Origin of the sequence: Mesorhizobium sp. WSM2240 (assembly GCF_040438645.1) — a bacterium.
In the GTDB taxonomy this organism is placed as follows: Bacteria; Pseudomonadota; Alphaproteobacteria; order Rhizobiales; family Rhizobiaceae; genus Allomesorhizobium.
Map to the genome: position 1 here is coordinate 2,689,237 of NZ_CP159253.1, position 18,421 is coordinate 2,707,657.

Consider the following 18,421-nt stretch of genomic DNA (forward strand, 5'->3'; position numbering starts at 1 on the left):
CGGGCAGCTCCGAGAGACCGAATGACCCTGCGCGACCTCGCCATACGCTATGGTTTTCTGGTCCTGCTTTTCGGGCTGGTCATCTTCTTCTCCCTGGCGACCGACGGCTTCGCATCTCCGCAGGCTGCCGTGTTCATTTTCCAGTCCGTGGCGATCACCGGCATATTGGCGCTCGGCGTCACCGCCACCCTCGTCGTCGGCGGCTTCGACCTGTCGATTGGCTCGGTGGCGACCAGCGCCATGATGGCTGCCGCCTATGTGATGGTGGTGCTGGAACAGAACGCGGTCGTAGCGGTCGCCGCCTGCCTGCTGATCGGCGTCGCGGTCGGCCTGATCAACGGCTTCCTGATCGTCTATATGCGCGTGCCCGATCTCCTGGCCACGCTCGGCATGATGTTCCTGCTGGTCGGCTTGCAGCGCATTCCGACCGAAGGCCGCTCCATCGCCACCGGCATGACCATGCCGGACGGCTCTACAGCGACCGGCAAGTTCAGCGCCAATTTCCTGGCGCTCGGCCGCCACCGCTTCGATTTCTTCATCGACAATCTGCTGCCGGCGTCGGTCGTGGTCCTTCTGGTGCTGGCCCTGCTGATCTGGTTCTTCCTCGAATACACGCGCTTCGGCCGCATGATGTATGCGGTCGGCAGCAACCCGCGGGCGGCGGAATTGGCCGGTGCGCCTGTCAAGGCATACAAGATCTGGGCCTATGTCATTTCGGGCGTTTTCGCCTCTATCGGCGGCATTCTCCTTGCTGCCAGGCTTGGACGTGGCGACATCGCCTCGGGTAACAATCTGCTTCTGGATTCCGTCGCTGCGGCGCTCATCGGCTTCGCAGTGCTCGGCGCGGCCAAGCCGAATGCCTTCGGCACCGCGATCGGCGCGCTCTTCGTCGGCGTTCTCTTGCAGGGGCTGACCATGATGAACGCGCCCTATTACACGCAGGACTTCGTCAAGGGCGCCGTCCTTGTCGTCGCCCTCGTCTTCACCTTCGCTTTATCCCACAGGGGCAAGGCCTAAAAGACGTCATTCAATCAGTGGAGGAAACGGGAATGAACATTACACGCAGAATTCTGGGCAAGATGGCGCTGGGCCTGGCCGGCGCGACCATGCTGATGCAGGCGCCGGCGCTTGCGCAGGACAAGCCGGCGCCGTTTGACAATCCCGGGGAGGTCAAGATCGCGCTGGTGCGCTATCTCTCGACCGGCGACTTTTTCCAGGCCTATCTGTCCGGCGTCGAGGCACAGGCAAAGGCGCTCGGCGTCGACCTGCGCGTGCTCGATAGCCGGCAGGACGCCGCCCTCCAGGCCGACATGGTCGACCAGGCGATCGCGCTTGGCGTCGACGGCATCATCATCCAGCACGGCTTGACCGAATCCATGAAGGAAGCCGCGCAACGTGCTGTCGACGCGGGCATCAAGGTCGTCGCCTTCGACGTCAATGTCGAGAACGACAAGATCCCTCAGATCGAGCAGTCCGACCGGGATCTCGCCCGTCTCGCGCTCGAGCAGGCGATCAAGGACAATGGCGAAAGCTGGAAAGCCGGTTATGTCTATGTTGCGGGCATTGCGCCGCTCGACCGCCGCGACGAGACCTGGAAAGAGTTCAAGGCGAAATACCCCGGCATCAACGAAGCAGCGATGTTCGGCACGCTGGATAATCCGATCGCCAATTCGGTCGCCAATCAGGCACGCTCGGTGCTGTCGGCGAATCCCGACATCAAGGTGATGTTCGCGCCCTATGACGAGTTCGCCAAGGGCGTGAAAATCGCGGTCGACGAGGCCGGCCTCTCCTCCGACATCAAGATCTACTCGGCTGACATCTCGACCTCGGACATCGCCGCTATGCGCGAGCCGGGCAGCGCCTGGGCCGCCACCGCCGCCACCAATCCGGCCGTCGTCGGCCAGGTCTCGGTGCGCGCGCTCGCCATGATGCTGGCCGGAGAAGACCCAGGCAGACAGGTCATCGTGCCGCCGACGCTGATCACGCAGGCGCAGCTGAACGAGAACGATATCAAGAACATGGAAGAGCTTTCGGCCAAACTGCCGCAATTCGCGCATGCCGATGTCGCGGTGCCTGCCTGGATGCCACTGCCGGCGAAGTAAGTCTCTCGGCCACAAGAAATGCGGAAGGGCAGCCCCTGAGAGCCGCCCTTTTTGTTCCGAGATACCGTCGCCCTAGAACTCGATGCCCTGCTGCGCCTTCACACCGGCCGAAAAATGATGCTTCACCGCGCCCATCTCCGTGACGAGATCGGCGGCTTCGACCAGCGCCGGCTTGGCGTTGCGGCCGGTGACGACGACATGCAGCCCCTCGCGGCGGTTTTTCAGCGCTGAGACCACCAAGTCGACGTCGAGATAGTCGTAGCGCAGCGCGATGTTCAGTTCGTCGAGAATGACCAGGCTGATTGACGGATCGGCCAAAAGCTCGGCGGCCTTTGCCCATGCAGCTTCGGCAGCCGCGACATCGCGCTTGATGTCCTGGGTCTCCCAGGTGAACCCCTCGCCCATCGTGTGCCAGACGACACGGTCGCCGAAGGCCGCAAACGCGTCCTTCTCGCCGGTATGCCACGCGCCCTTTACGAACTGCACGACGCCTATCCGGCGGCCGTAGCCAATCATGCGCAGCGCCAGCCCGAAAGCCGCCGTGGTCTTGCCCTTGCCGGGACCGGTGTTGACGATCAGCAGGCCCTTTTCGACAGTTTTGCCGGCAACCTCGGCATCCTGCACGGCCTTACGTTTGGCCATTTTGGCCTTGTGCTTCTCGGCGGTTTGTTCGTCGATCGTCTTCATCATTTCACCTGCAGCGGCAGCCCCGCGACCATGAACAGCACGCGATCGGCTTTCGCTGCGATCTTCTGGTTGAGCCGCCCGGCGGCATCGCGGAATTTTCGCGCCAAGGCGTTGTCGGGCACGATGCCTAGGCCAACTTCGTTGGCGACGACGACCCAGTTTCCGCGCGGTTTCGCGAGGATTTGTGCCAGTTTCTCGGACTCCGCCTCGACGTCATGGTCGGCAAGCAGATGGTTCGACAGCCAGAGCGTCAGGCAATCGATCAGCAGCGGGCGGGTGTCCGGCACGCCGGTAATTGCTCCACAAAGATCGAGCGGCGCATCGATCGTCTGCCAGCCATCTTCACGCCGCCCTCGATGGAGTGCGATGCGCTCGGCCATTTCGTCGTCGAATGCCTGCGCGGTTGCGATGTAGGTCCACGGCGCGGGCGCGGCCGTGACCAGCCTCTCGGCATGCGCGCTCTTGCCGGAGCGCGCACCGCCGAGAAGAAAGGTCAGTGATTTGCCGTCACGCAAAACTGTCGCGCAGGCCGTCAGCCGGCCGTGCGACCCTGGAGCGGACCGCTCCGGAGACCCCGCCAAGCACCACCCAGAAAATCAGGCTGGTCACCGTGGCGGCGACCACGAACTGATGGTGGAGATCGGCAGGGATCGGTGAATCATGGCTCACCGGCTGCGGCGCGCCAACGATGTGCGGCGCGACGATCAGCGCGACGCCGACAAGCGACCAGACCATCCCGCTGCGAAACGCGATCAGGCCGAGGCCAACGGCCGTCGCAATCACGGTCGCAGTCCACCAGATCTGGCGGTCGCCGAGATCGGCGGCGGGCATGGCAGGCAATTCCGGTGGTAGGCCAAGGCCCGGCGCCAGCGTGAACACAGCAAAGCCCGCGAAACCCCAGAAGATGCCCTGGCGCCAATTGGCAATGCCGCCGAAGATTTCCGAAACCGCGACCAGGACCAGCGCAAAACCGATGGCAGTGACGATGTTGGCGAGAGCCGTATAGGCGAGCCGCTCGAAACCGTCGGCCGGTCCCCACGCGTCTTCGTCATGGTGGTGGGCGGGCGTGGCTGCGTCATGCGAATGAGGCGTTGCAGCAGCCGCGTCGGCAGGTGCGGCGTGGTCGTGACCGCCGCCGGCGTTTTCGAAGGTCTCTGCCTTCAGGATCAACGGAACGGTGGCATAGGTTTGCATCGCGGTCATCACGATACCCGCCAATAACCCGGCGAGCGCCGCGACGAACACGACGTTGCGAAAAACGTTCATGTCAGCAGCCTCTCAGTGGCAGGGAAACGCCATCGAATGGCGATAGTCGTGGGCGGCGTTGTGGACCGCGTCCATCTGCGAAAAGCCCGCGAAACCGACGATGAAAACACCGAGCAAGGCGGCAAAGCCGAGTTGGACGGCGCGCGACGCAGCGGAAGTCGAAACACCGAGAGAGGAAGCTGCAGTATTCATCTTAATGTCCTTTTCGCCCTCCACCCGAGGGCCTTTAGAGTGTCTGTGTCGCCGGCAGGTCTCCTGGCTTGCGGATCACCGCCCTTCCCCGCCTTCCCGAAGAAAATTCTTCAGTGGCCTCTGGGGAGAGCTAGCCGCTTACAGTTGCGGGGGCAGCCGCGGCTTTGGGCAAATCGATCGCCCGTACCGCATTCCCTATTGATTCCTCGCAGAACCGTCGACACGGCGGATGATAAGCACAATCGGAAAATGCCGCAAACCATATTCCCGGCGCTTCGAGGCGAATTACGTCGCAATCGCGCTAGCGACCCTCTTCAATCAGTTCGGCGACCAATTGCTGCAGCCGCCACAAATGGCGGTCGTGGATGCCGCGTTCCTCGAGATGGCTGACGGTGTTGTAGAGATAGTCCGGCCCTGAGCCGAGATGGCCGCAGGCGCCGGCCAGCGCCATCGCCACAGCCTCCTCGTCGAGCTTGCCGGCATAGGTGCGGCCGCCGCGGTTGACGACGAAGCCGAGCGCCGTGATCGGCCCTTCGGCCGTCTCCAGCTTCATCCAGCGTGGCGTGTAGGTCGAGGGCTTGGCGGTCATTTCGCGCCGGAACAGTTTTGCGAAGCATTCGCGTAAATTTCCGCCAGGCAGCCTGTAGGCGACGCCGCGGCATTGGCCGCCGCGGTCTAGGCCCATCATCAGCCCCGGCCGCTCGAGCGTGCCGCGCCAGCGCGTCATCTTTATGCAGAAAGCGCGGTGCCAGCCGCGTGCAAGCGCCAGCCGCTCCTCGACATGCTCCAGTTCGGGCCTCCAGATCAGCGAGCCGTAAGCAAACAGCCAGGCCGGTGCGCCCTCGGGAAGTTCGGCAAGCGTTGCATCCAGCATCGCTTCGTAGTCCTCGTCGTCGAGATAGGCCAGGCCCGGTTCGGGTCCGGAATCCTCGACCGTCCGGTGGCAGCGCGCCACCAGCTCGGGCGTCAGCGACATTCTTCTCGGCGGCATATTACGCAGCGTCCCATTGCGGCGAGAAATCGTAGTCGCAGATCCGGATGTTGGCCTTTGACAGCGTCGAGATTGCCGCCATTTCGGCATCCGACAGCACGAAATTGAAGATCGCGAAGTTTTCCGCCAGGCGCGCCAACCTGTTGGTGCGCGGGATGGCGACAACGCTTTCCTGCTGAACATGCCAGCGCAGGACAACCTGGCCTGGAGTTTTGGAATGCCACGCCGCCGCGTCGGTCACGGCCCTTTCCGTAAACAGCGAGCCGCCCCGGGATAGCGGGCAATAGGACACCATCGCCATCCCGGCCTCGCGGCAGGCGCGCAGCACCTTCGTCTGGTCGAGATAGGGATGATATTCGACCTGGTTGGCGACGAGCGGCGCATCCGACAGCGCGATCGCTTGAGACAGCAGCTTGGTAGTGAAATTGGAGACGCCGATATGCTTGGTAAGCCCGGAGCGTTTCGCGTCGTTCAGCGCCTTGATCGAACCTTCGAGCGGGATTTTCGGGTTCGGCCAGTGGATCAGGAGTAAGTCCACCTGGTTCAAACCAAGCCGTTTCAAGCTCGCTTCAGCCGAGCGCATGAGATCTGTCGGCGCGAGATCGGTCCACCAGATCTTGGTGGTGACGAAGATATCGTCCCGGTCAATGCCGGACGCCCGCAACCCCGATCCGACGGCGGCTTCATTGTCGTAAGCGGCTGCGGTGTCGATATGGCGGTAGCCGATGGACAACGCCTCCGCCACCATCTCTGCGCAGTGGTCGCCTTTCAGGGTCCAGGTGCCGAGGCCGAGAGCAGGAATTGCCGCTCCATTGGCGTACACATTGTGCATGGGGAATTCTCCGGTTCTTGCCGATCGCACATCCGTGATAACGGTTGCGCGACTCCGCTCCAATAACACGCGCCGCATGTATCCTGAACAATCCAGACTCGATGAGAAGCCGGTCGGGCGCATAGAAGCCCTCGACGTCGCGCGTGGCACTGCACTCGCCGCCATGGCGATCTACCATTTCGCCTGGGATCTGGAGTTCTTCGGCTATGCCCAGACCGGCATAACGGCTGCGGGCGGCTGGAAGCTGTTTGCGCGCTGCATCGCGTCGAGCTTCCTGTTCCTGGTCGGGGTCAGCCTGTTCCTCGCCCATGGTCGCGGCATGCGCTGGCCTGGCTTCTGGCGGCGGCTCGCCATGGTAGCGGGCGCCGCGGCTGCCATCTCGCTGGTCACCTGGCTGGCTGTGCCCGGCGGCTTCATTTTTTTTGGCATATTGCACCAGATCGCGCTGGCGAGCCTGCTCGGCCTCGCCTTCCTGCGCCTGCCCTGGTGGCTGACGCTTATCGCCGCCGCAGCGATAATCGCCGCGCCAAACTTTCTGCGCTCGGAATTCTTCGCCCACCCGGCGTGGTGGTGGACCGGCCTGTCGCCGGCGAACCCGCGCTCCAACGACTATGTGCCGATATTTCCATGGTTCGGGGCGGTGTTGATCGGGCTGGCTTCGGCAAAACTGGCCGCGTCGCATGGCTTTTTCGCTTGGTTGGCCGGCATCGATACGGGGCGGTGGTCGCGGCCGCTCGCCTTTGCCGGCCGGCACAGCCTCGCCGTCTATCTGATCCACCAGCCGGTGCTGATCGCCGGCCTTTGGCTGTTTGCGCTAGGCTTTCCGGCGCCGATCGAAACGCCGGAGGTGCAGTTCCGCGCTTCCTGCGAGGCGACATGCGAGGAGAGCCGCGACGCGGAGTTCTGCACGCGCTATTGTGTGTGCATGTTGGACGCACTCGAACCGGACGGTTTGCTGAAGAGGCTCTTTGCGGGCGACCAGAGCGCCGAATTGCGCTCGCAAATCGAAACGTTCGCCGGCCAGTGCACCATTGAGACCGACAATTCCATTCTCGAGGGAGGCGCGCCATGACCGATATCCAGAACAGCCCGAACCGGCTGCCGTGGCCGCCGATCATCTATCTCGCGGCCATTGCGATCAGCATAGCGCTCGGCCTGCTCTTTCCGCTGCCGTGGATTTCGGCGCCCCTCTCCGACATACTGTTCGCCGCCGGCTGGCTCCTCGTCGCGGCGATGGTCGCCCTCGACTTTTCGGCGATGCGCACCATGGCCCGCGCCAAGACAACCATCATGCCGAACAAGGCTTCCGAGCATCTGGTGACGACCGGCGCGTTTTCCTTCACCCGCAATCCGATCTATCTCGGCAACACGCTCTTGATGATCGGCGTCGGGCTGATAACCGGCATCGCCTGGTTCCTGCCGCTTGCCGTCGCCGCCGCCTTCCTGACCCAGAAACTCGCCATCGAGCGCGAGGAGAAGCATCTGGAAGCGCGGTTCGGCAAGAAATACCGAGATTACGCCAAGCGGGTCAGGCGCTGGATCTGAGGGCAGTCCGTCTGGAGCTACGGGATCGCATAGACCATCACCTCGCGCTCGATACCGCGCAGCGACGTGCCCTGCGAAACAGGCGTGAGATCCTTCATGTGCAGGAGATCCGCAGCTTTGGTGTCGTTCACGACTGACCCTGTAGCGAAGATCGACTGCGAGTTGGCGAGGCCCTGGACACGCGACGCGATGTTGACCGTCTGGCCGAAATAGTCCTGGCGCTCGTTCATCGTCACCGCAATGCAGGGACCTTCATGGACGCCGATCTTCAGGAGGAGATCCTCGCGGCCGCTGTTCGCGTTCAGTTCGCGCATGGCTTCGCGCATCCTGAGCGCTGCCGCGACCGCGCGATCGGGCGTCGGGAACGTCGCCATGACCGCATCGCCGATCGTCTTGACGACGGCGCCGGCCTCTCCCGCCACGATCTCGTTCAGGACGCGGAAGTGCGCGTTGACGAGGTCGAAAGCCACAAGGTCGCCGACCCTTTCGTAAAGCTCCGTCGAGCCGCGTAAATCGGTGAAAAGGAAGGTCAGGCTGGTGATCTTCAGCCGCTGGTCCACCGTCAGCGTGTCGGTCCGATAAAGGTCGCGAAAGGTCTGGTTGGTCAACAGCCGCTTGGCCGTGACGAACGGCCGGCGCCTGCCGAGCAGACCGTGAAGCACGTCGCCTGCGATACAGACGGATGGCAAAGCCCGCCTGTCTGTCCGGTTGTCGAATGCGATCCGCAGCGGCCCGGGGTGCATCTCCAGCGTCTGGCTGTGGACGTGATCCTTGTCGAAGACCAGCGAAAGGTTCTGGCGTTCGCGGGTAGGCTCGCCCTTCACGTCGATGAACTGCGCCGAATGCGTCACCGGTTCGAAGACGATGATGAATTCCGGGGGAAGCTGGATCGACAGGATCGCCTTCTCGCCGGGCGGAAGTTCGAGGCTCTCGAGCACAAAGCCTTCAACTGCCTCTTCATAGCCTTCTTCAGGCAGTTCGACGCCCGAGCCCCAGTAAACCTGGCGAAGGTATTCGACGACCGGAAGCTCGTCGGGATTGTGCGCCGCGATCTTGCGGACCCGTGGACTGACGGTGAAGGTCACCTCCACCATTTCATCGAGCGTCGGCGAATATCCGTCCGCGCAGAGCGCGCAGACATATTCGTCCTTGAGCACCGTCTTCAACGAAGCGTTGGCGTCGAGAACGCCGCCGCAACCGGGACAGAGCACGTTCCAGGACATGTCGAAAAGGCCGATCCTGGAAGCGTGAAGAAAAGCAGAAACCGTCTTCTCTTCATCCAGACCGTGTCTGGCTGCAAAGGCCAGCGCATTGATCCGGCACAGATTGCGATCGAGGCCGTGCTCTAGCTCGGCCCCGACCGCGTCGACGACCCGGGCATCGGCTGCCTCGCGCAGGATCGACAGAAGGTTCCCGGCTTCGCTCATCTCACCCTCTCAGGGCTGGAGCACTTCTAGAATTGCCTTTTGACCGCCGACGCATCACGGCGAGGCATTCAATGCTGCACCGTAATCACACCGGCTAAGCGGTTCTTATCCTACACCGCCCCTGCCCGGCCTGTCACGTTTCTCAGGTGTTGACGCCGAGTTCAGCCAAGCGCTCGACGCAGGATTCCTCGGCCTGGTCGAGTTCGGCCAGCGTTTCCTCGAGATCGCGCCGCTTCTGGCGCAGATCGTCGCGCTTTTCCTCGATGCGCTTGATCATCAGCTTGAGCTGGCCGACTTCACCGGGCGGCTCCTTGTAGATCTGGATGATCTCTCGGATTTCGCTGATCGAGAAGCCGAGGCGCTTGCCGCGCATGATCTGCCTGATCAAATGCCGGTCTGTGGGGCGGAACAGGCGGGTGCGGCCGCGCCGCACCGGCTGGATCAGCCCCTCATCTTCGTAGAAGCGGAGTGTGCGTGTCGAAATGTCGAACTCGCGGGTCAGTTCGGTGATCGAATAATATTCCCGCATTGTCGCTCCCAAGGGCAGACTGCCCGATTCCCCAGCTAAACCCTCGCATGGCGTTTACGTAAAAGTCAATTGAGCTCACCTCGAGGAATTCCGCAATGGGTGGAAATGCGACGTTTAGCTATGCTTGGTTCCGCAGGAAAAGCGGCAGGCAACAACCCCTACGGCAACGGCTTTCGCTCACCTCGGTGGCTATCTCGCGATAAGACCAGGGATCCTTAGGCCGGTTGCTCCATACATAGTATCAAGGCGGTCGCAGACTACCTGATTGCCAGATGCTTCGAGACTAACCTGCGCTTCCAGTGCTGCTTCGGTGTACGCGGATTTGTATGGCTCAACCTCCAAATCCTTCAGGTTCAAGCCTACATGCACGATAGCTATATTGAGAACTTCTTGGTTCACTCGCATGTCGCACTGTTCATCTGCAATGGCCGCATTGGCCATGTGCGCGATGGCATCTCGCTGGTCGGACAGCAGGGCCTGTGACAGGGCGGTGGTCGGGCACGCGATGAAGATTGAAATGGTGGCACCTGCAAGAAACTCGCGAAACATTCTGTCCTCCATGAGTTAGAGGGAAGGCGCGATCATCTTTTAATTTCAATCGCTTTGTATCGGAATTCTACCGCTTGGCATTTGTTCCGATAGTTCTCACTGCACCCAGACTGAATGGCGCCGAAACGTCCGGATTCGGAGTTGAGACTTCAGATACCAGTTCTCAGGAGGAACGGCAGAGAAGGGTCGCAAGGACGAATTCAACCGGGACGCCATCCACTTCGGAAGCATTGCGCGGCAGGATCAGCCGAGATTCAGCCACCAGGCGGCGAGCCCGAGAAAGGCGAAAAAGCCGATCACGTCGGTGATCATGGTGGTGAAGATCGATGAGGAGATTGCCGGGTCTGCCCCCAGCCTGTCGAGGAACAGCGGTATCAGAATTCCGCCTAAAGCCGCGGCCAGCATATTGATGATCATTGCGGCCGCGATGACGAGGCCGAGATCGGCGTTCTGGAACCAGAAGCCGGCGACCAGGCCGATGATTACGGCTATGACCACACCGTTCAGAAGTCCCACCATCACCTCGCGTCGGATGACGCGCCCGGCATTGTAGATGTCGAGGTCGCGCGTCGCCAGGGCCCGCACCGTGACGGTCATGGTCTGCGTGCCCGCATTGCCTCCGAGCGAAGCGACGATCGGCATCAGCGCGGCCAGCGCCACCATCTCTTCGATGGTCGCGCCAAACATGCTGATGACTGAGACGGAGAGAAAGGCGGTGGCCAGATTGACCAGCAGCCAGGGCACACGCGAGCGCGAAGTGTCGATGACCGTGTCGGAAAGCTCTTCGTCGCCGACGCCGCCCATGCGCAGGAGATCCTCCTCCGCCTCCTGCTGGATCACGTCGACGACATCGTCGATGGTTAGCACGCCGACCAGCCGCTCGTTCTCGTCGACGACGGCGGCCGACAGGAGGTCGTATTGCTCGAATTCGCGCGCAGCCTCTTCCTGGTCCATGCTGGCCGGGATGGCGTGACGCGTCTCGTGCATCACCTCCTCAATTTTCACCGAGCGCTTGGAGCGCAGGATCTTGTCGAGGTCGACCGCTCCGAGAAGCGTGAAGGTCGGGTCGATGACGAAGACCTGGCTGAAATGATCAGGCAGGTTCTGATCGTCGCGCATGTAGTCGATGGTCTGGCCGACGGTCCAGAACGGCGGCACGGCGACGAATTCCGTCTGCATGCGCCGGCCAGCCGATTCTTCCGGATAGTCCAGCGAGCGCCTGAGCCTGATCCGCTCGGTGAACGGCAGTTGCGCTAGGATCTCGTTCTGGTCCTCTTCGTCTAGATCCTCCAGGATGTAGACGGCGTCGTCGGAATCGAGCTCCTGGACCGCTTGGGCGATCTGCGCGTTGGGCAGCGCATCGACGATCTCGAGGCGTATAGCCTCGTCGACCTCGGTCAGCGCCGAAAAATCGAAATCTGCGCCGAGGAGCTCGACCAGCGCACGGCGCTGCTCGGGCAGCAACGCTTCGAGCAGGTCGCCGAGTTCGGACTGGTGAAGGCGGGCGACATCCTGCTTGAGCGTCAGCGTGTCGCGGTCGGCGATGGCCGCGCCGATATGGGCGAGGAACGACGCATGGATGACGCCGTCCTCGCCGTAAATGTCGGCGTGGACCGGCTCATGGGCATCGGCGCCCGGCTTCGGATCGTCCTGGCCTTCCAAATGTGCCTCTCGTTCCAAGATTCCGGGAAAGCGTTGCGGGAGAGCTTTAGCGCGCAAGGCGACGGAATATCAAACGAAATACGGCCGCGTGGATTGGAAGGGCGCACTCGGGCCTCAAGGTGGGCTCGGAGCTTCCGCCCAGTGGCGAAAAGGATTAGAATGGCAACCAACAAGCTGCTGACGCGTTGAAATCGGCCAGCCTGAAAGGGTTGGAAACACGCGGGGACCAGACCCATGGACAAGCTGCAGTTCATCATGCCGGTACGGATCGTGACAGAGCCTGGCCGGCCAGTGACCGAAATCTATGATGTCGAGGAAGCGCTTACGTTTCTCCAGAATTGGTCGGGCGCATCGGAAAGTCCGATCTATCAACGCGCCTTGAACTCCTGTTTCGCGGCCACCGTCGACCAGGAATCGGCCGAAGACGCTCGCAGAGCGTTTATGGCGTTGGCCCGGGTCTCCGGCATCCTGGCCAGAGACATGTCCGTCCCCGCCGGGATTCTGGAATCTGAGATACGGCCTCGTCCACGTGCGACGTAACGGCAGACTGTGACCCGGGAGATCAATTTGATTTGGAGGTCGGCCGTTGCCGCCGCTTCTTTGCCGGCCGATCAAGCTTCATCGGAAGATGCCGCGTCGAAACCATCTCCACGGCAAGCAGTTCCAACGCGTCGTCGGACAGAGCGGTTTCGAAGTTTTGCCGAATTTCGTCGATCAGCCACATGATCGATACTGGCGAAACCTTGGAATGGCCGTCCAGCAAACGGCTGATCTCGAGTATCACGTCAGCGTCTATATCGCGCGGCAGTTCCCGCATGCATTGCCTCACAAAATGATCCAAGCATTGGTCGGAACACCTCTCCAGGCCATGTAAATGGAAGATATTTTCGCCAGGACAAGCAGAACCGCTTCATCGAACTTCAGGCGCAGCGTGGCAACGAAAATGTTGAACAACAGTGGGTTGCTTGCGTGGCGCAGGACTGCAGCGCGGTCAATGGATGAACTGGGATGCGCCGCACAGCCATAAGCCTCAAGCCGGCCTGGGCGCCATGTTGTCGATCAACTTCAACGGCTTGTGCTGATTTGGAAAACCATGGTGCGGTAGAGATGCACTAAAGCCATCAAGAACGACATGAAATCAATAGATTGCGTTAATTAGATCACCTTGCTTGTAGTGCATCCAGCGCTCGCAGTCGCTGCCCTCGGTGTGCTGGAAGGCCGGCGAGCTTGACTTGCAACGTCATGATGGTGCTCCCTGAGCTTGCGGGTTCGATCGAGGGCCGCGGTGATCGCCAGGCCTTTTACGCCAGCGGGCGTTAAGCGGAAGGCGTTTCAGGTCGGCGTTTCCTCCCGCGCGACCTGAAAGCTTGAAAGGGAGGTCCCACCACCATGAAGCTTCGTCACGCACTTCTTGCCATTGCCGCAGGCGCCATACTGGCGACCGGCCCGGCGCAGGCTGTCGACATGGCGATCGTGTCGGGCGATACCGGCAATGGCCTGCAGGTTCTTCGCGAGATACTCGATCAATTCGAGAAGAACACCGACCATAAGGTCACCATCGTGCCGATGCCGACCTCGACGACGGATCAGTTCGGCCAATATAGGCTCTGGCTCGCCGCCCAGAACACCGACATAGACGTCTACCAGACGGACGTCATCTGGGCTCCGCAGCTCGCCAATCAGCTCGTCGACCTGGCCGAGGCGACCAAGGACGTGGTAGGCGCCCATTTCCCGTCGATCATCGAGTCGCAAACAGTCGATGGCAGATTGGTCGCCCTGCCGGTGTTCACCGATGCGCCGGCGCTCTATTACCGCAAGGACCTCCTCGACAAATACGGCGCCAAGGTCCCGACCACCTGGGCGGAACTGACCGAGACCGCAAAGCTCGTCATGGACAAGGAGCGCGAGGCCGGTAACGCGGACATGTGGGGCTTCGTCTTCCAGGGCAACGCCTATGAGGGATTGACCTGCAACGCGCTCGAATGGGTGAAGTCGAACGGCGGCGGCCAGATCATCGAGCCGGACGGCACTATCTCCATCAACAATCCGCAAGCAGCCGCGGCCCTGGAAATGGCTAAGGGTTGGGTGGGATCCATCTCGCCTCCCGGCGTTCTGGCTTACCAGGAAGAAGAGACGCGCGGCGTCTGGCAGACCGGCAACTCGGTCTTCATGCGTAACTGGCCTTACGCCTATTCCCTCGGCAACGGCGAAGACTCCGCCGTCAAAGGCAAGTTCGACGTGACCACGCTGCCGGCGGGGTCCGGTGAAGGCGCCCGATCGGCCGCAACACTCGGCGGCTGGAATCTCGCGGTCTCCAAATACTCGAAGAATCCGGACGCGGCGATCGAGTTGGTCAAGTGGATCGCCTCTCCCGAGATGCAGAAATACCGCACCCTGAGGACTTCAAATCTGCCGACCATTCAGGCGCTCTACCAGGACTCCGATATCGCCAGGGAGCAGCCGATCATTCCGCGCTGGAAGGAAGTTTTCCTCAACGCCGTGCCGCGCCCCTCGGCCCCGGTCAAGACCAAGTACAACGAGGTATCGAGTCAGTTCTGGACCGCCGTTCACAAGACTTTGTCCGGCGAGGGTACCGCCGCCGACAACCTTGCCGAACTCGAAGTCTCCTTGACCAAACTCAAGGGCGCCGCCTGGTAAGTCACGAACTACGCCGGCGGGCTATCCCGCCTGCGCTTTTCATGTTGCTCTGGCAGAGCGGAACACGGGATGCCCGCCGCTCCGTTTGCCATAGCCGTCCGGGTTATGAGGTAACGGGGTTAGCCAGCAGGTGCGCCATGGCACAAGCCCAACCGACGACTGAAACCGCCGTACCGGTTGCCCGCCGTTCGCAGCTGATGCGCCAGCGGGTACGCTCGGCGTGGCTGTTCCTCATCCCGATGCTGGTCGTACTTGCCGCCGTCGCCGGCTGGCCGCTCATCCGAACCATCTATTTCGGCTTCACCAATGCCTCGCTCGCCGACCTCGAAGCCGGTCAGTGGGTAGGTTTCGCCAACTACTTCTCTGTCCTGCAAATGCCGAGCGGCCGTGTCATCTATGACGGCCTGCTCGTCGATCCAGTCTGGTGGCGCGCGGTCTGGAACACGGTACGCTTCGCCGTGATCTCGGTCACCTGCGAGACAATTCTCGGCATGATAGTCGCGCTGGTGCTCAATGCCGAGTTCCGCGGCCGCGGCATCGTTCGCGCTGCGATCCTCATCCCCTGGGCGATCCCGACGATCGTCTCGGCAAAAATGTGGCAATGGATGCTCAACGACCAGTTCGGCATCATCAACGACATCCTTCTCAAGCTCGGTCTGATCAGCACGAAGATCGCCTGGACTGCCAGCGCCGACACCGCGATGATCGCCGTTCTCATCGTGGATATATGGAAGACGACGCCTTTCATGGCGCTCCTCATTCTTGCCGGTCTCCAGATGGTTCCGAACGACATCTACGAGGCCGCCAAACTTGACGGCGTGAGCCCGCTGAAGGTTTTCTGGAAGGTGACGCTGCCGCTCATTCGGCCGGTGCTTATGGTGGCGGTGATCTTCCGCGGGCTCGACGCTCTCCGCGTCTTCGACCTGATCTACGTCCTTACGCCGAACAATGTGCAGACCAAGTCGATGTCGGTTTTCGCCCGCGAGAACCTGTTCGAGTTCGACAAGTTCGCCTACGGCTCCGCCGCGTCGACCTTGCTCTTCGTCATTCTCGTCCTGCTGACCGTCCTCTATCTGTGGCTCGGCCGGGTAAATCTGGGCGGAGGCCGCTGATCATGTGGCTTGTAAAGCGGACGGCGTTTTATCTCCTCGTCGTCGTCATTGTTGTCATCGCCATCTTCCCCTTCTACTACGCCATCATCACCAGCTTGAAATCGGGAACGGCGCTCTTCCAGATCGACTACTGGCCAACGACTTTTACGATCAGCAATTATGCGACCGTCTTCACCAGGGGAACTTTCCCGCGCAATCTCGCTAACTCGCTCTTCATCTCGACCGTCGTCGTCGTCATATCGCTGTTCCTCGGCGTCACCGCCGCATACGCTCTTGCGCGTGTCGATTTCCGCGGCCGCGCGCTTCTGCTCCTCACCATTCTGTCCGTTTCGATGTTCCCGCAAGTAGCGGTGCTTGCCGGTCTGTTCGAACTTATCCGGATCTTCGGCCTCTACAATTCGCCCTTTGCGCTGATTTTCTCATACATGATCTTCACGTTGCCATTCACCGTCTGGGTGCTCACCGCCTTCGTTCGCGACCTGCCGGTCGAGATCGAAGAAGCGGCGATCGTCGACGGCGCGACGCCTTGGGTCATCGTCACACGCATTTTCCTGCCGCTCATGTGGCCGGCATTGGTGACCACCGGGCTGCTCGCCTTCATCGGTGCGTGGAACGAGTTCCTCTTCGCCCTTACCTTCACCTCCACCAACGAGCAGCGCACCGTACCGGTCGCAATAGCGCTCCTCTCCGGCAACTCCCAGTTCGAAATCCCCTGGGGCAACATCATGGCCGCCTCGGTGATCGTCACGGTGCCGCTTGTCATCCTCGTCCTGATCTTCCAGCGGAAGATCATCTCCGGCCTCACCGCGGGCGGGGTCAAGGGATAAGCGATGGAAGCGGAGGCTGCTCCGTCCAGCTTCCGAAGGTGACGCATTCTTCGGCTCGGTTGCATAAGGGAGAAGAGAAATGGCCGGTCTTCAATTGACGGGGATAAAGAAGTCCTTCGGCGCGGTCGAAGTCATCAAGGGCGTCGACCTCGGCATTAAGTCGGGCGAATTCATCGTCTTCGTCGGCCCCTCGGGATGCGGCAAGTCGACCCTTCTCCGTTTGATCGCAGGACTGGAAGACATCACCGCCGGCACGCTCAGGATCGAGGGCGAGGTAGTCAATGACTTGCCGCCGGCAAAGCGCGGCATCGCCATGGTCTTCCAGTCCTACGCGCTTTACCCGCACATGACGGTCTACGACAACATGGCCTTCGGCATGAAACTCCAGGGCGGCGGCAAGACCGAGGTCGACAAGCGCGTGCGAGAAGCCGCTGAGATGCTGCAGATCACGCCATTCCTCGATCGCTTGCCGAAACAGCTCTCCGGCGGCCAGCGCCAACGTGTCGCCATCGGCCGCGCCATTGTTCGCGACCCGCGTGTCTTCCTCTTCGACGAGCCGCTGTCGAACCTTGATGCCGCGCTCCGCGTCGCCACCCGCATCGAGATCACCAAGCTCCACGAGCGCATGTCAAACACGACCATGATCTACGTCACCCACGATCAGGTCGAGGCCATGACGCTCGCCGACCGCATCGTCGTCCTCAATCTCGGCCGGGTCGAGCAGGTCGGCGCGCCGATGGATCTCTACCTCAACCCGGCAAACCTCTTTGTCGCAAAGTTCATCGGTTCGCCGGCGATGAACACCGTCCCCTGCGTCATCGAAGCCGGCGGAGGCGTGGCTATGGTCAAGCCGGAGCATGGCCGGTCGGTGAAGCTCAATGCGAAAATCCCTGAAAGCGCCAGCGGCCAGAAGGGCATCTTCGGCATCCGGCCCGAAGACCTCGCGGTGACGCAAGGCGCAGATGCGATCTTCACAGGCACGGTCGACATCGTCGAGCGGCTCGGCGAGGTCACGCTCCTCTATGTAGACTGCGGCGCCCCGGAAGAGCCGATCGTCGCCAAGCTCGACGGCATCGTCAACATCCACAGGGGCGAAAAACTCGGCCTCACCGCCCCGACCGAGTTCCTCCACGTGTTCGACGAAGCCGGCAACGCATTCCCGCGCTAGCTCAGGACGGCGGAATTGCTGACCGAGATAGGAATGCCCGTCCATGCGGCGAGGACAGCGAACCGGCTGTGAGGCGTCGAGAGATGTGTTGGTCCTTCTCCCGGCGGCACAAGTTTTCGGGCGGCGAAAGTGCAGCTAGTTGACTGAGCTCACCAGAACGTCCCGGTTGTCCAGGATCGAAACCCAGCGCCCTGTGTATCGGACTGACTGGCGTTTCATGAAACGATATCCCGTCTGCGTCCACGGCTTCACGTCGTCGTTCAGATTGTCGAGAATCAGGTCGCCATCCCCCGTCCTGACGGTCAGCACGGCATGTCCCTCGCCGTCTTGAAGTCTGACAACGGTAATCAGCAGGTCCGAAAGCGGAATGCCGTGCGCGTGGAGCATTTTCCTTTTGAGCAACACGTAGTCCTCGCAGTCGCCTGTGCCGTCGTCAGGAAAGGTCCAGAATTCCTTTTTGCTGTAGGCTTGGTCGTCGCTCGTCGCCTTAACAGATCTGTTGACGGCCGTGTTGACGCTGCCGAGCAGTACCCGCATCGCGTCAGACATCTGCACCGGATCGCGCCGACCGGACCAGATCCTGCATTCCGAACTCATCCTTTGGCAGAATTCGTAGTGGCCGATTGGCTGCGACGTTCTCGTACCAATCAGCATCGTTCCCGGCACATCATTGTCGGCCGTTGCCTGCCCTGCAGACATTCCAGCCACTGCAAAAGCCGCAAGAATCCCAACAAGGATCCATCGTCCCGTCGCAAAGAAGCCCATTACCCGCCCAAGTCACGTGTTTTTTCGCCCGTTTACCATCCGTTAGGGACCATTGGGAAGCCCGCAAGAATAACGGATTCGTGAGGTTGGACGATCACGCGAACTTGCG

At 61.4% G+C, this 18,421-nt stretch carries 21 protein-coding genes and 1 riboswitch; of the genes, 9 read left to right on the forward strand and 12 right to left on the reverse strand.

All coding sequences use genetic code 11. The features are described 5' to 3' along the window. The first annotated feature begins 21 nt into the window (after positions 1-21). Both ABVK50_RS13180 and ABVK50_RS13185 read left to right on the forward strand, forming a co-directional pair. Entirely contained in the window at positions 22-1,017 is a 996-nt protein-coding gene (locus tag ABVK50_RS13180; RefSeq protein ID WP_353641136.1) for an ABC transporter permease, read from the forward strand. A gap of 32 nt (positions 1,018-1,049) precedes the next feature. Further along, positions 1,050-2,102 carry a substrate-binding domain-containing protein gene (locus ABVK50_RS13185; RefSeq protein ID WP_353641135.1) on the forward strand — a complete coding sequence of 351 codons (1,053 nt, stop codon included), beginning with the start codon at positions 1,050-1,052 and terminating at the stop codon, positions 2,100-2,102. A 72-nt stretch (positions 2,103-2,174) separates the two neighbouring features. Here ABVK50_RS13185 and cobO read toward each other — a convergent pair whose 3' ends face one another. The 6 genes from cobO to ABVK50_RS13215 form a co-directional block, all read right to left on the reverse strand. Next, on the reverse strand, positions 2,175-2,789 hold the full coding sequence (cobO, locus tag ABVK50_RS13190) for a cob(I)yrinic acid a,c-diamide adenosyltransferase (protein ID WP_353641134.1): 615 nt from the start codon (positions 2,787-2,789) through the stop codon (positions 2,175-2,177). Then, complete coding sequence (gene cobU, locus ABVK50_RS13195) at positions 2,789-3,304, reverse strand: bifunctional adenosylcobinamide kinase/adenosylcobinamide-phosphate guanylyltransferase (protein ID WP_353641133.1); 516 nt, start codon at positions 3,302-3,304, stop codon at positions 2,789-2,791. Before cobU ends, cobO begins: the two co-directional genes overlap by 1 nt. Further along, on the reverse strand, positions 3,297-4,055 hold the full coding sequence (locus ABVK50_RS13200; protein ID WP_353641132.1) for a CbtA family protein: 759 nt from the start codon (positions 4,053-4,055) through the stop codon (positions 3,297-3,299). Before ABVK50_RS13200 ends, cobU begins: the two co-directional genes overlap by 8 nt. 12 nt (positions 4,056-4,067) lie before the next feature. Then, positions 4,068-4,247: a CbtB domain-containing protein gene (locus tag ABVK50_RS13205; RefSeq protein ID WP_353641131.1), complete on the reverse strand. Its 180-nt coding sequence runs from the start codon at positions 4,245-4,247 to the stop codon at positions 4,068-4,070. Positions 4,248-4,282: 35 nt separating this feature from the next. Then, a riboswitch (cobalamin riboswitch) is annotated at positions 4,283-4,481 on the reverse strand. A 67-nt stretch (positions 4,482-4,548) separates the two neighbouring features. Further along, on the reverse strand, positions 4,549-5,238 hold the full coding sequence (locus ABVK50_RS13210) for a gamma-glutamylcyclotransferase (protein WP_353641130.1): 690 nt from the start codon (positions 5,236-5,238) through the stop codon (positions 4,549-4,551). A gap of 1 nt (position 5,239) precedes the next feature. Continuing rightward, complete coding sequence (locus ABVK50_RS13215) at positions 5,240-6,070, reverse strand: aldo/keto reductase (protein WP_353641129.1); 831 nt, start codon at positions 6,068-6,070, stop codon at positions 5,240-5,242. Positions 6,071-6,146: 76 nt separating this feature from the next. Between ABVK50_RS13215 and ABVK50_RS13220 the strand changes: the two genes are divergently transcribed. Beyond that, complete coding sequence (locus ABVK50_RS13220; protein WP_353641128.1) at positions 6,147-7,142, forward strand: DUF1624 domain-containing protein; 996 nt, start codon at positions 6,147-6,149, stop codon at positions 7,140-7,142. Beyond that, entirely contained in the window at positions 7,139-7,615 is a 477-nt protein-coding gene (locus tag ABVK50_RS13225) for an isoprenylcysteine carboxylmethyltransferase family protein (RefSeq protein ID WP_353641127.1), read from the forward strand. The genes ABVK50_RS13220 and ABVK50_RS13225 overlap by 4 nt, the downstream gene beginning before the upstream one ends. Before the next feature lie 17 nt (positions 7,616-7,632). Here the strand turns inward: ABVK50_RS13225 and ABVK50_RS13230 are convergent, their stop codons facing one another. From ABVK50_RS13230 to mgtE, 4 genes are all read right to left on the reverse strand, one after another. Then, on the reverse strand, positions 7,633-9,042 hold the full coding sequence (locus ABVK50_RS13230; protein ID WP_353641126.1) for an adenylate/guanylate cyclase domain-containing protein: 1,410 nt from the start codon (positions 9,040-9,042) through the stop codon (positions 7,633-7,635). Between the two features lie 142 nt (positions 9,043-9,184). Beyond that, positions 9,185-9,571 (reverse strand): MerR family DNA-binding transcriptional regulator, encoded by a 387-nt coding sequence (locus tag ABVK50_RS13235; RefSeq protein WP_353641125.1) that lies wholly within the window; start codon positions 9,569-9,571, stop codon positions 9,185-9,187. Positions 9,572-9,760: 189 nt separating this feature from the next. Next, positions 9,761-10,120, reverse strand: coding sequence for a hypothetical protein (locus ABVK50_RS13240; RefSeq protein ID WP_353641124.1), 360 nt, complete (start codon positions 10,118-10,120; stop codon positions 9,761-9,763). A 243-nt stretch (positions 10,121-10,363) separates the two neighbouring features. Beyond that, positions 10,364-11,782, reverse strand: coding sequence for a magnesium transporter (gene mgtE / locus ABVK50_RS13245; RefSeq protein ID WP_353641123.1), 1,419 nt, complete (start codon positions 11,780-11,782; stop codon positions 10,364-10,366). 234 nt (positions 11,783-12,016) lie between these two features. On the opposite strand from mgtE, the gene ABVK50_RS13250 reads away from it, so the two are divergent. Next, positions 12,017-12,322, forward strand: coding sequence for a DUF982 domain-containing protein (locus ABVK50_RS13250; protein ID WP_353641122.1), 306 nt, complete (start codon positions 12,017-12,019; stop codon positions 12,320-12,322). A 22-nt stretch (positions 12,323-12,344) separates the two neighbouring features. On the opposite strand, the gene ABVK50_RS13255 is transcribed toward ABVK50_RS13250, so the two are convergent. Beyond that, positions 12,345-12,599, reverse strand: a complete 255-nt coding sequence (locus ABVK50_RS13255) for a hypothetical protein (RefSeq protein ID WP_353641121.1) — start codon at positions 12,597-12,599, stop codon at positions 12,345-12,347. A 572-nt stretch (positions 12,600-13,171) separates the two neighbouring features. Here ABVK50_RS13255 and ABVK50_RS13260 point away from each other — a divergent pair. From ABVK50_RS13260 to ABVK50_RS13275, 4 genes are all read left to right on the forward strand, one after another. Continuing rightward, the gene (locus ABVK50_RS13260) at positions 13,172-14,440 is read left to right on the forward strand and encodes an ABC transporter substrate-binding protein (protein ID WP_353641120.1); all 1,269 of its coding nucleotides are present in this window, start codon (positions 13,172-13,174) and stop codon (positions 14,438-14,440) included. Positions 14,441-14,637: 197 nt separating this feature from the next. Then, positions 14,638-15,552, forward strand: coding sequence for a sugar ABC transporter permease (locus ABVK50_RS13265; RefSeq protein ID WP_353645941.1), 915 nt, complete (start codon positions 14,638-14,640; stop codon positions 15,550-15,552). A 2-nt stretch (positions 15,553-15,554) separates the two neighbouring features. Continuing rightward, positions 15,555-16,379, forward strand: coding sequence for a carbohydrate ABC transporter permease (locus ABVK50_RS13270; protein WP_353641119.1), 825 nt, complete (start codon positions 15,555-15,557; stop codon positions 16,377-16,379). Positions 16,380-16,458: 79 nt separating this feature from the next. Then, positions 16,459-17,547 carry an ABC transporter ATP-binding protein gene (locus tag ABVK50_RS13275; protein WP_353641118.1) on the forward strand — a complete coding sequence of 363 codons (1,089 nt, stop codon included), beginning with the start codon at positions 16,459-16,461 and terminating at the stop codon, positions 17,545-17,547. Between the two features lie 135 nt (positions 17,548-17,682). Here ABVK50_RS13275 and ABVK50_RS13280 read toward each other — a convergent pair whose 3' ends face one another. Then, positions 17,683-18,312, reverse strand: coding sequence for a transglutaminase-like cysteine peptidase (locus tag ABVK50_RS13280; protein WP_353641117.1), 630 nt, complete (start codon positions 18,310-18,312; stop codon positions 17,683-17,685). Positions 18,313-18,421 lie beyond the last annotated feature (109 nt).

What these genes read in the sequence shown, in the direction of transcription:
- ABVK50_RS13180 (WP_353641136.1), top strand. Translation starts at nt 22, where the DNA reads ATGACCCTGCGCGACCTCGCCATACGCTATGGTTTTCTGGTCCTGCTT.
- ABVK50_RS13185 (WP_353641135.1), top strand. Translation starts at nt 1,050, where the DNA reads ATGAACATTACACGCAGAATTCTGGGCAAGATGGCGCTGGGCCTGGCC.
- cobO (WP_353641134.1), bottom strand. Translation starts at nt 2,789, where the DNA reads ATGAAGACGATCGACGAACAAACCGCCGAGAAGCACAAGGCCAAAATG.
- ABVK50_RS13200 (WP_353641132.1), bottom strand. Translation starts at nt 4,055, where the DNA reads ATGAACGTTTTTCGCAACGTCGTGTTCGTCGCGGCGCTCGCCGGGTTA.
- ABVK50_RS13205 (WP_353641131.1), bottom strand. Translation starts at nt 4,247, where the DNA reads ATGAATACTGCAGCTTCCTCTCTCGGTGTTTCGACTTCCGCTGCGTCG.
- ABVK50_RS13210 (WP_353641130.1), bottom strand. Translation starts at nt 5,238, where the DNA reads ATGCCGCCGAGAAGAATGTCGCTGACGCCCGAGCTGGTGGCGCGCTGC.
- ABVK50_RS13215 (WP_353641129.1), bottom strand. Translation starts at nt 6,070, where the DNA reads ATGCACAATGTGTACGCCAATGGAGCGGCAATTCCTGCTCTCGGCCTC.
- ABVK50_RS13220 (WP_353641128.1), top strand. Translation starts at nt 6,147, where the DNA reads ATGTATCCTGAACAATCCAGACTCGATGAGAAGCCGGTCGGGCGCATA.
- ABVK50_RS13225 (WP_353641127.1), top strand. Translation starts at nt 7,139, where the DNA reads ATGACCGATATCCAGAACAGCCCGAACCGGCTGCCGTGGCCGCCGATC.
- ABVK50_RS13230 (WP_353641126.1), bottom strand. Translation starts at nt 9,042, where the DNA reads ATGAGCGAAGCCGGGAACCTTCTGTCGATCCTGCGCGAGGCAGCCGAT.
- ABVK50_RS13235 (WP_353641125.1), bottom strand. Translation starts at nt 9,571, where the DNA reads ATGCGGGAATATTATTCGATCACCGAACTGACCCGCGAGTTCGACATT.
- ABVK50_RS13240 (WP_353641124.1), bottom strand. Translation starts at nt 10,120, where the DNA reads ATGTTTCGCGAGTTTCTTGCAGGTGCCACCATTTCAATCTTCATCGCG.
- ABVK50_RS13250 (WP_353641122.1), top strand. Translation starts at nt 12,017, where the DNA reads ATGGACAAGCTGCAGTTCATCATGCCGGTACGGATCGTGACAGAGCCT.
- ABVK50_RS13255 (WP_353641121.1), bottom strand. Translation starts at nt 12,599, where the DNA reads ATGCGGGAACTGCCGCGCGATATAGACGCTGACGTGATACTCGAGATC.
- ABVK50_RS13260 (WP_353641120.1), top strand. Translation starts at nt 13,172, where the DNA reads ATGAAGCTTCGTCACGCACTTCTTGCCATTGCCGCAGGCGCCATACTG.
- ABVK50_RS13265 (WP_353645941.1), top strand. Translation starts at nt 14,638, where the DNA reads ATGCGCCAGCGGGTACGCTCGGCGTGGCTGTTCCTCATCCCGATGCTG.
- ABVK50_RS13270 (WP_353641119.1), top strand. Translation starts at nt 15,555, where the DNA reads ATGTGGCTTGTAAAGCGGACGGCGTTTTATCTCCTCGTCGTCGTCATT.
- ABVK50_RS13275 (WP_353641118.1), top strand. Translation starts at nt 16,459, where the DNA reads ATGGCCGGTCTTCAATTGACGGGGATAAAGAAGTCCTTCGGCGCGGTC.
- ABVK50_RS13280 (WP_353641117.1), bottom strand. Translation starts at nt 18,312, where the DNA reads ATGGGCTTCTTTGCGACGGGACGATGGATCCTTGTTGGGATTCTTGCG.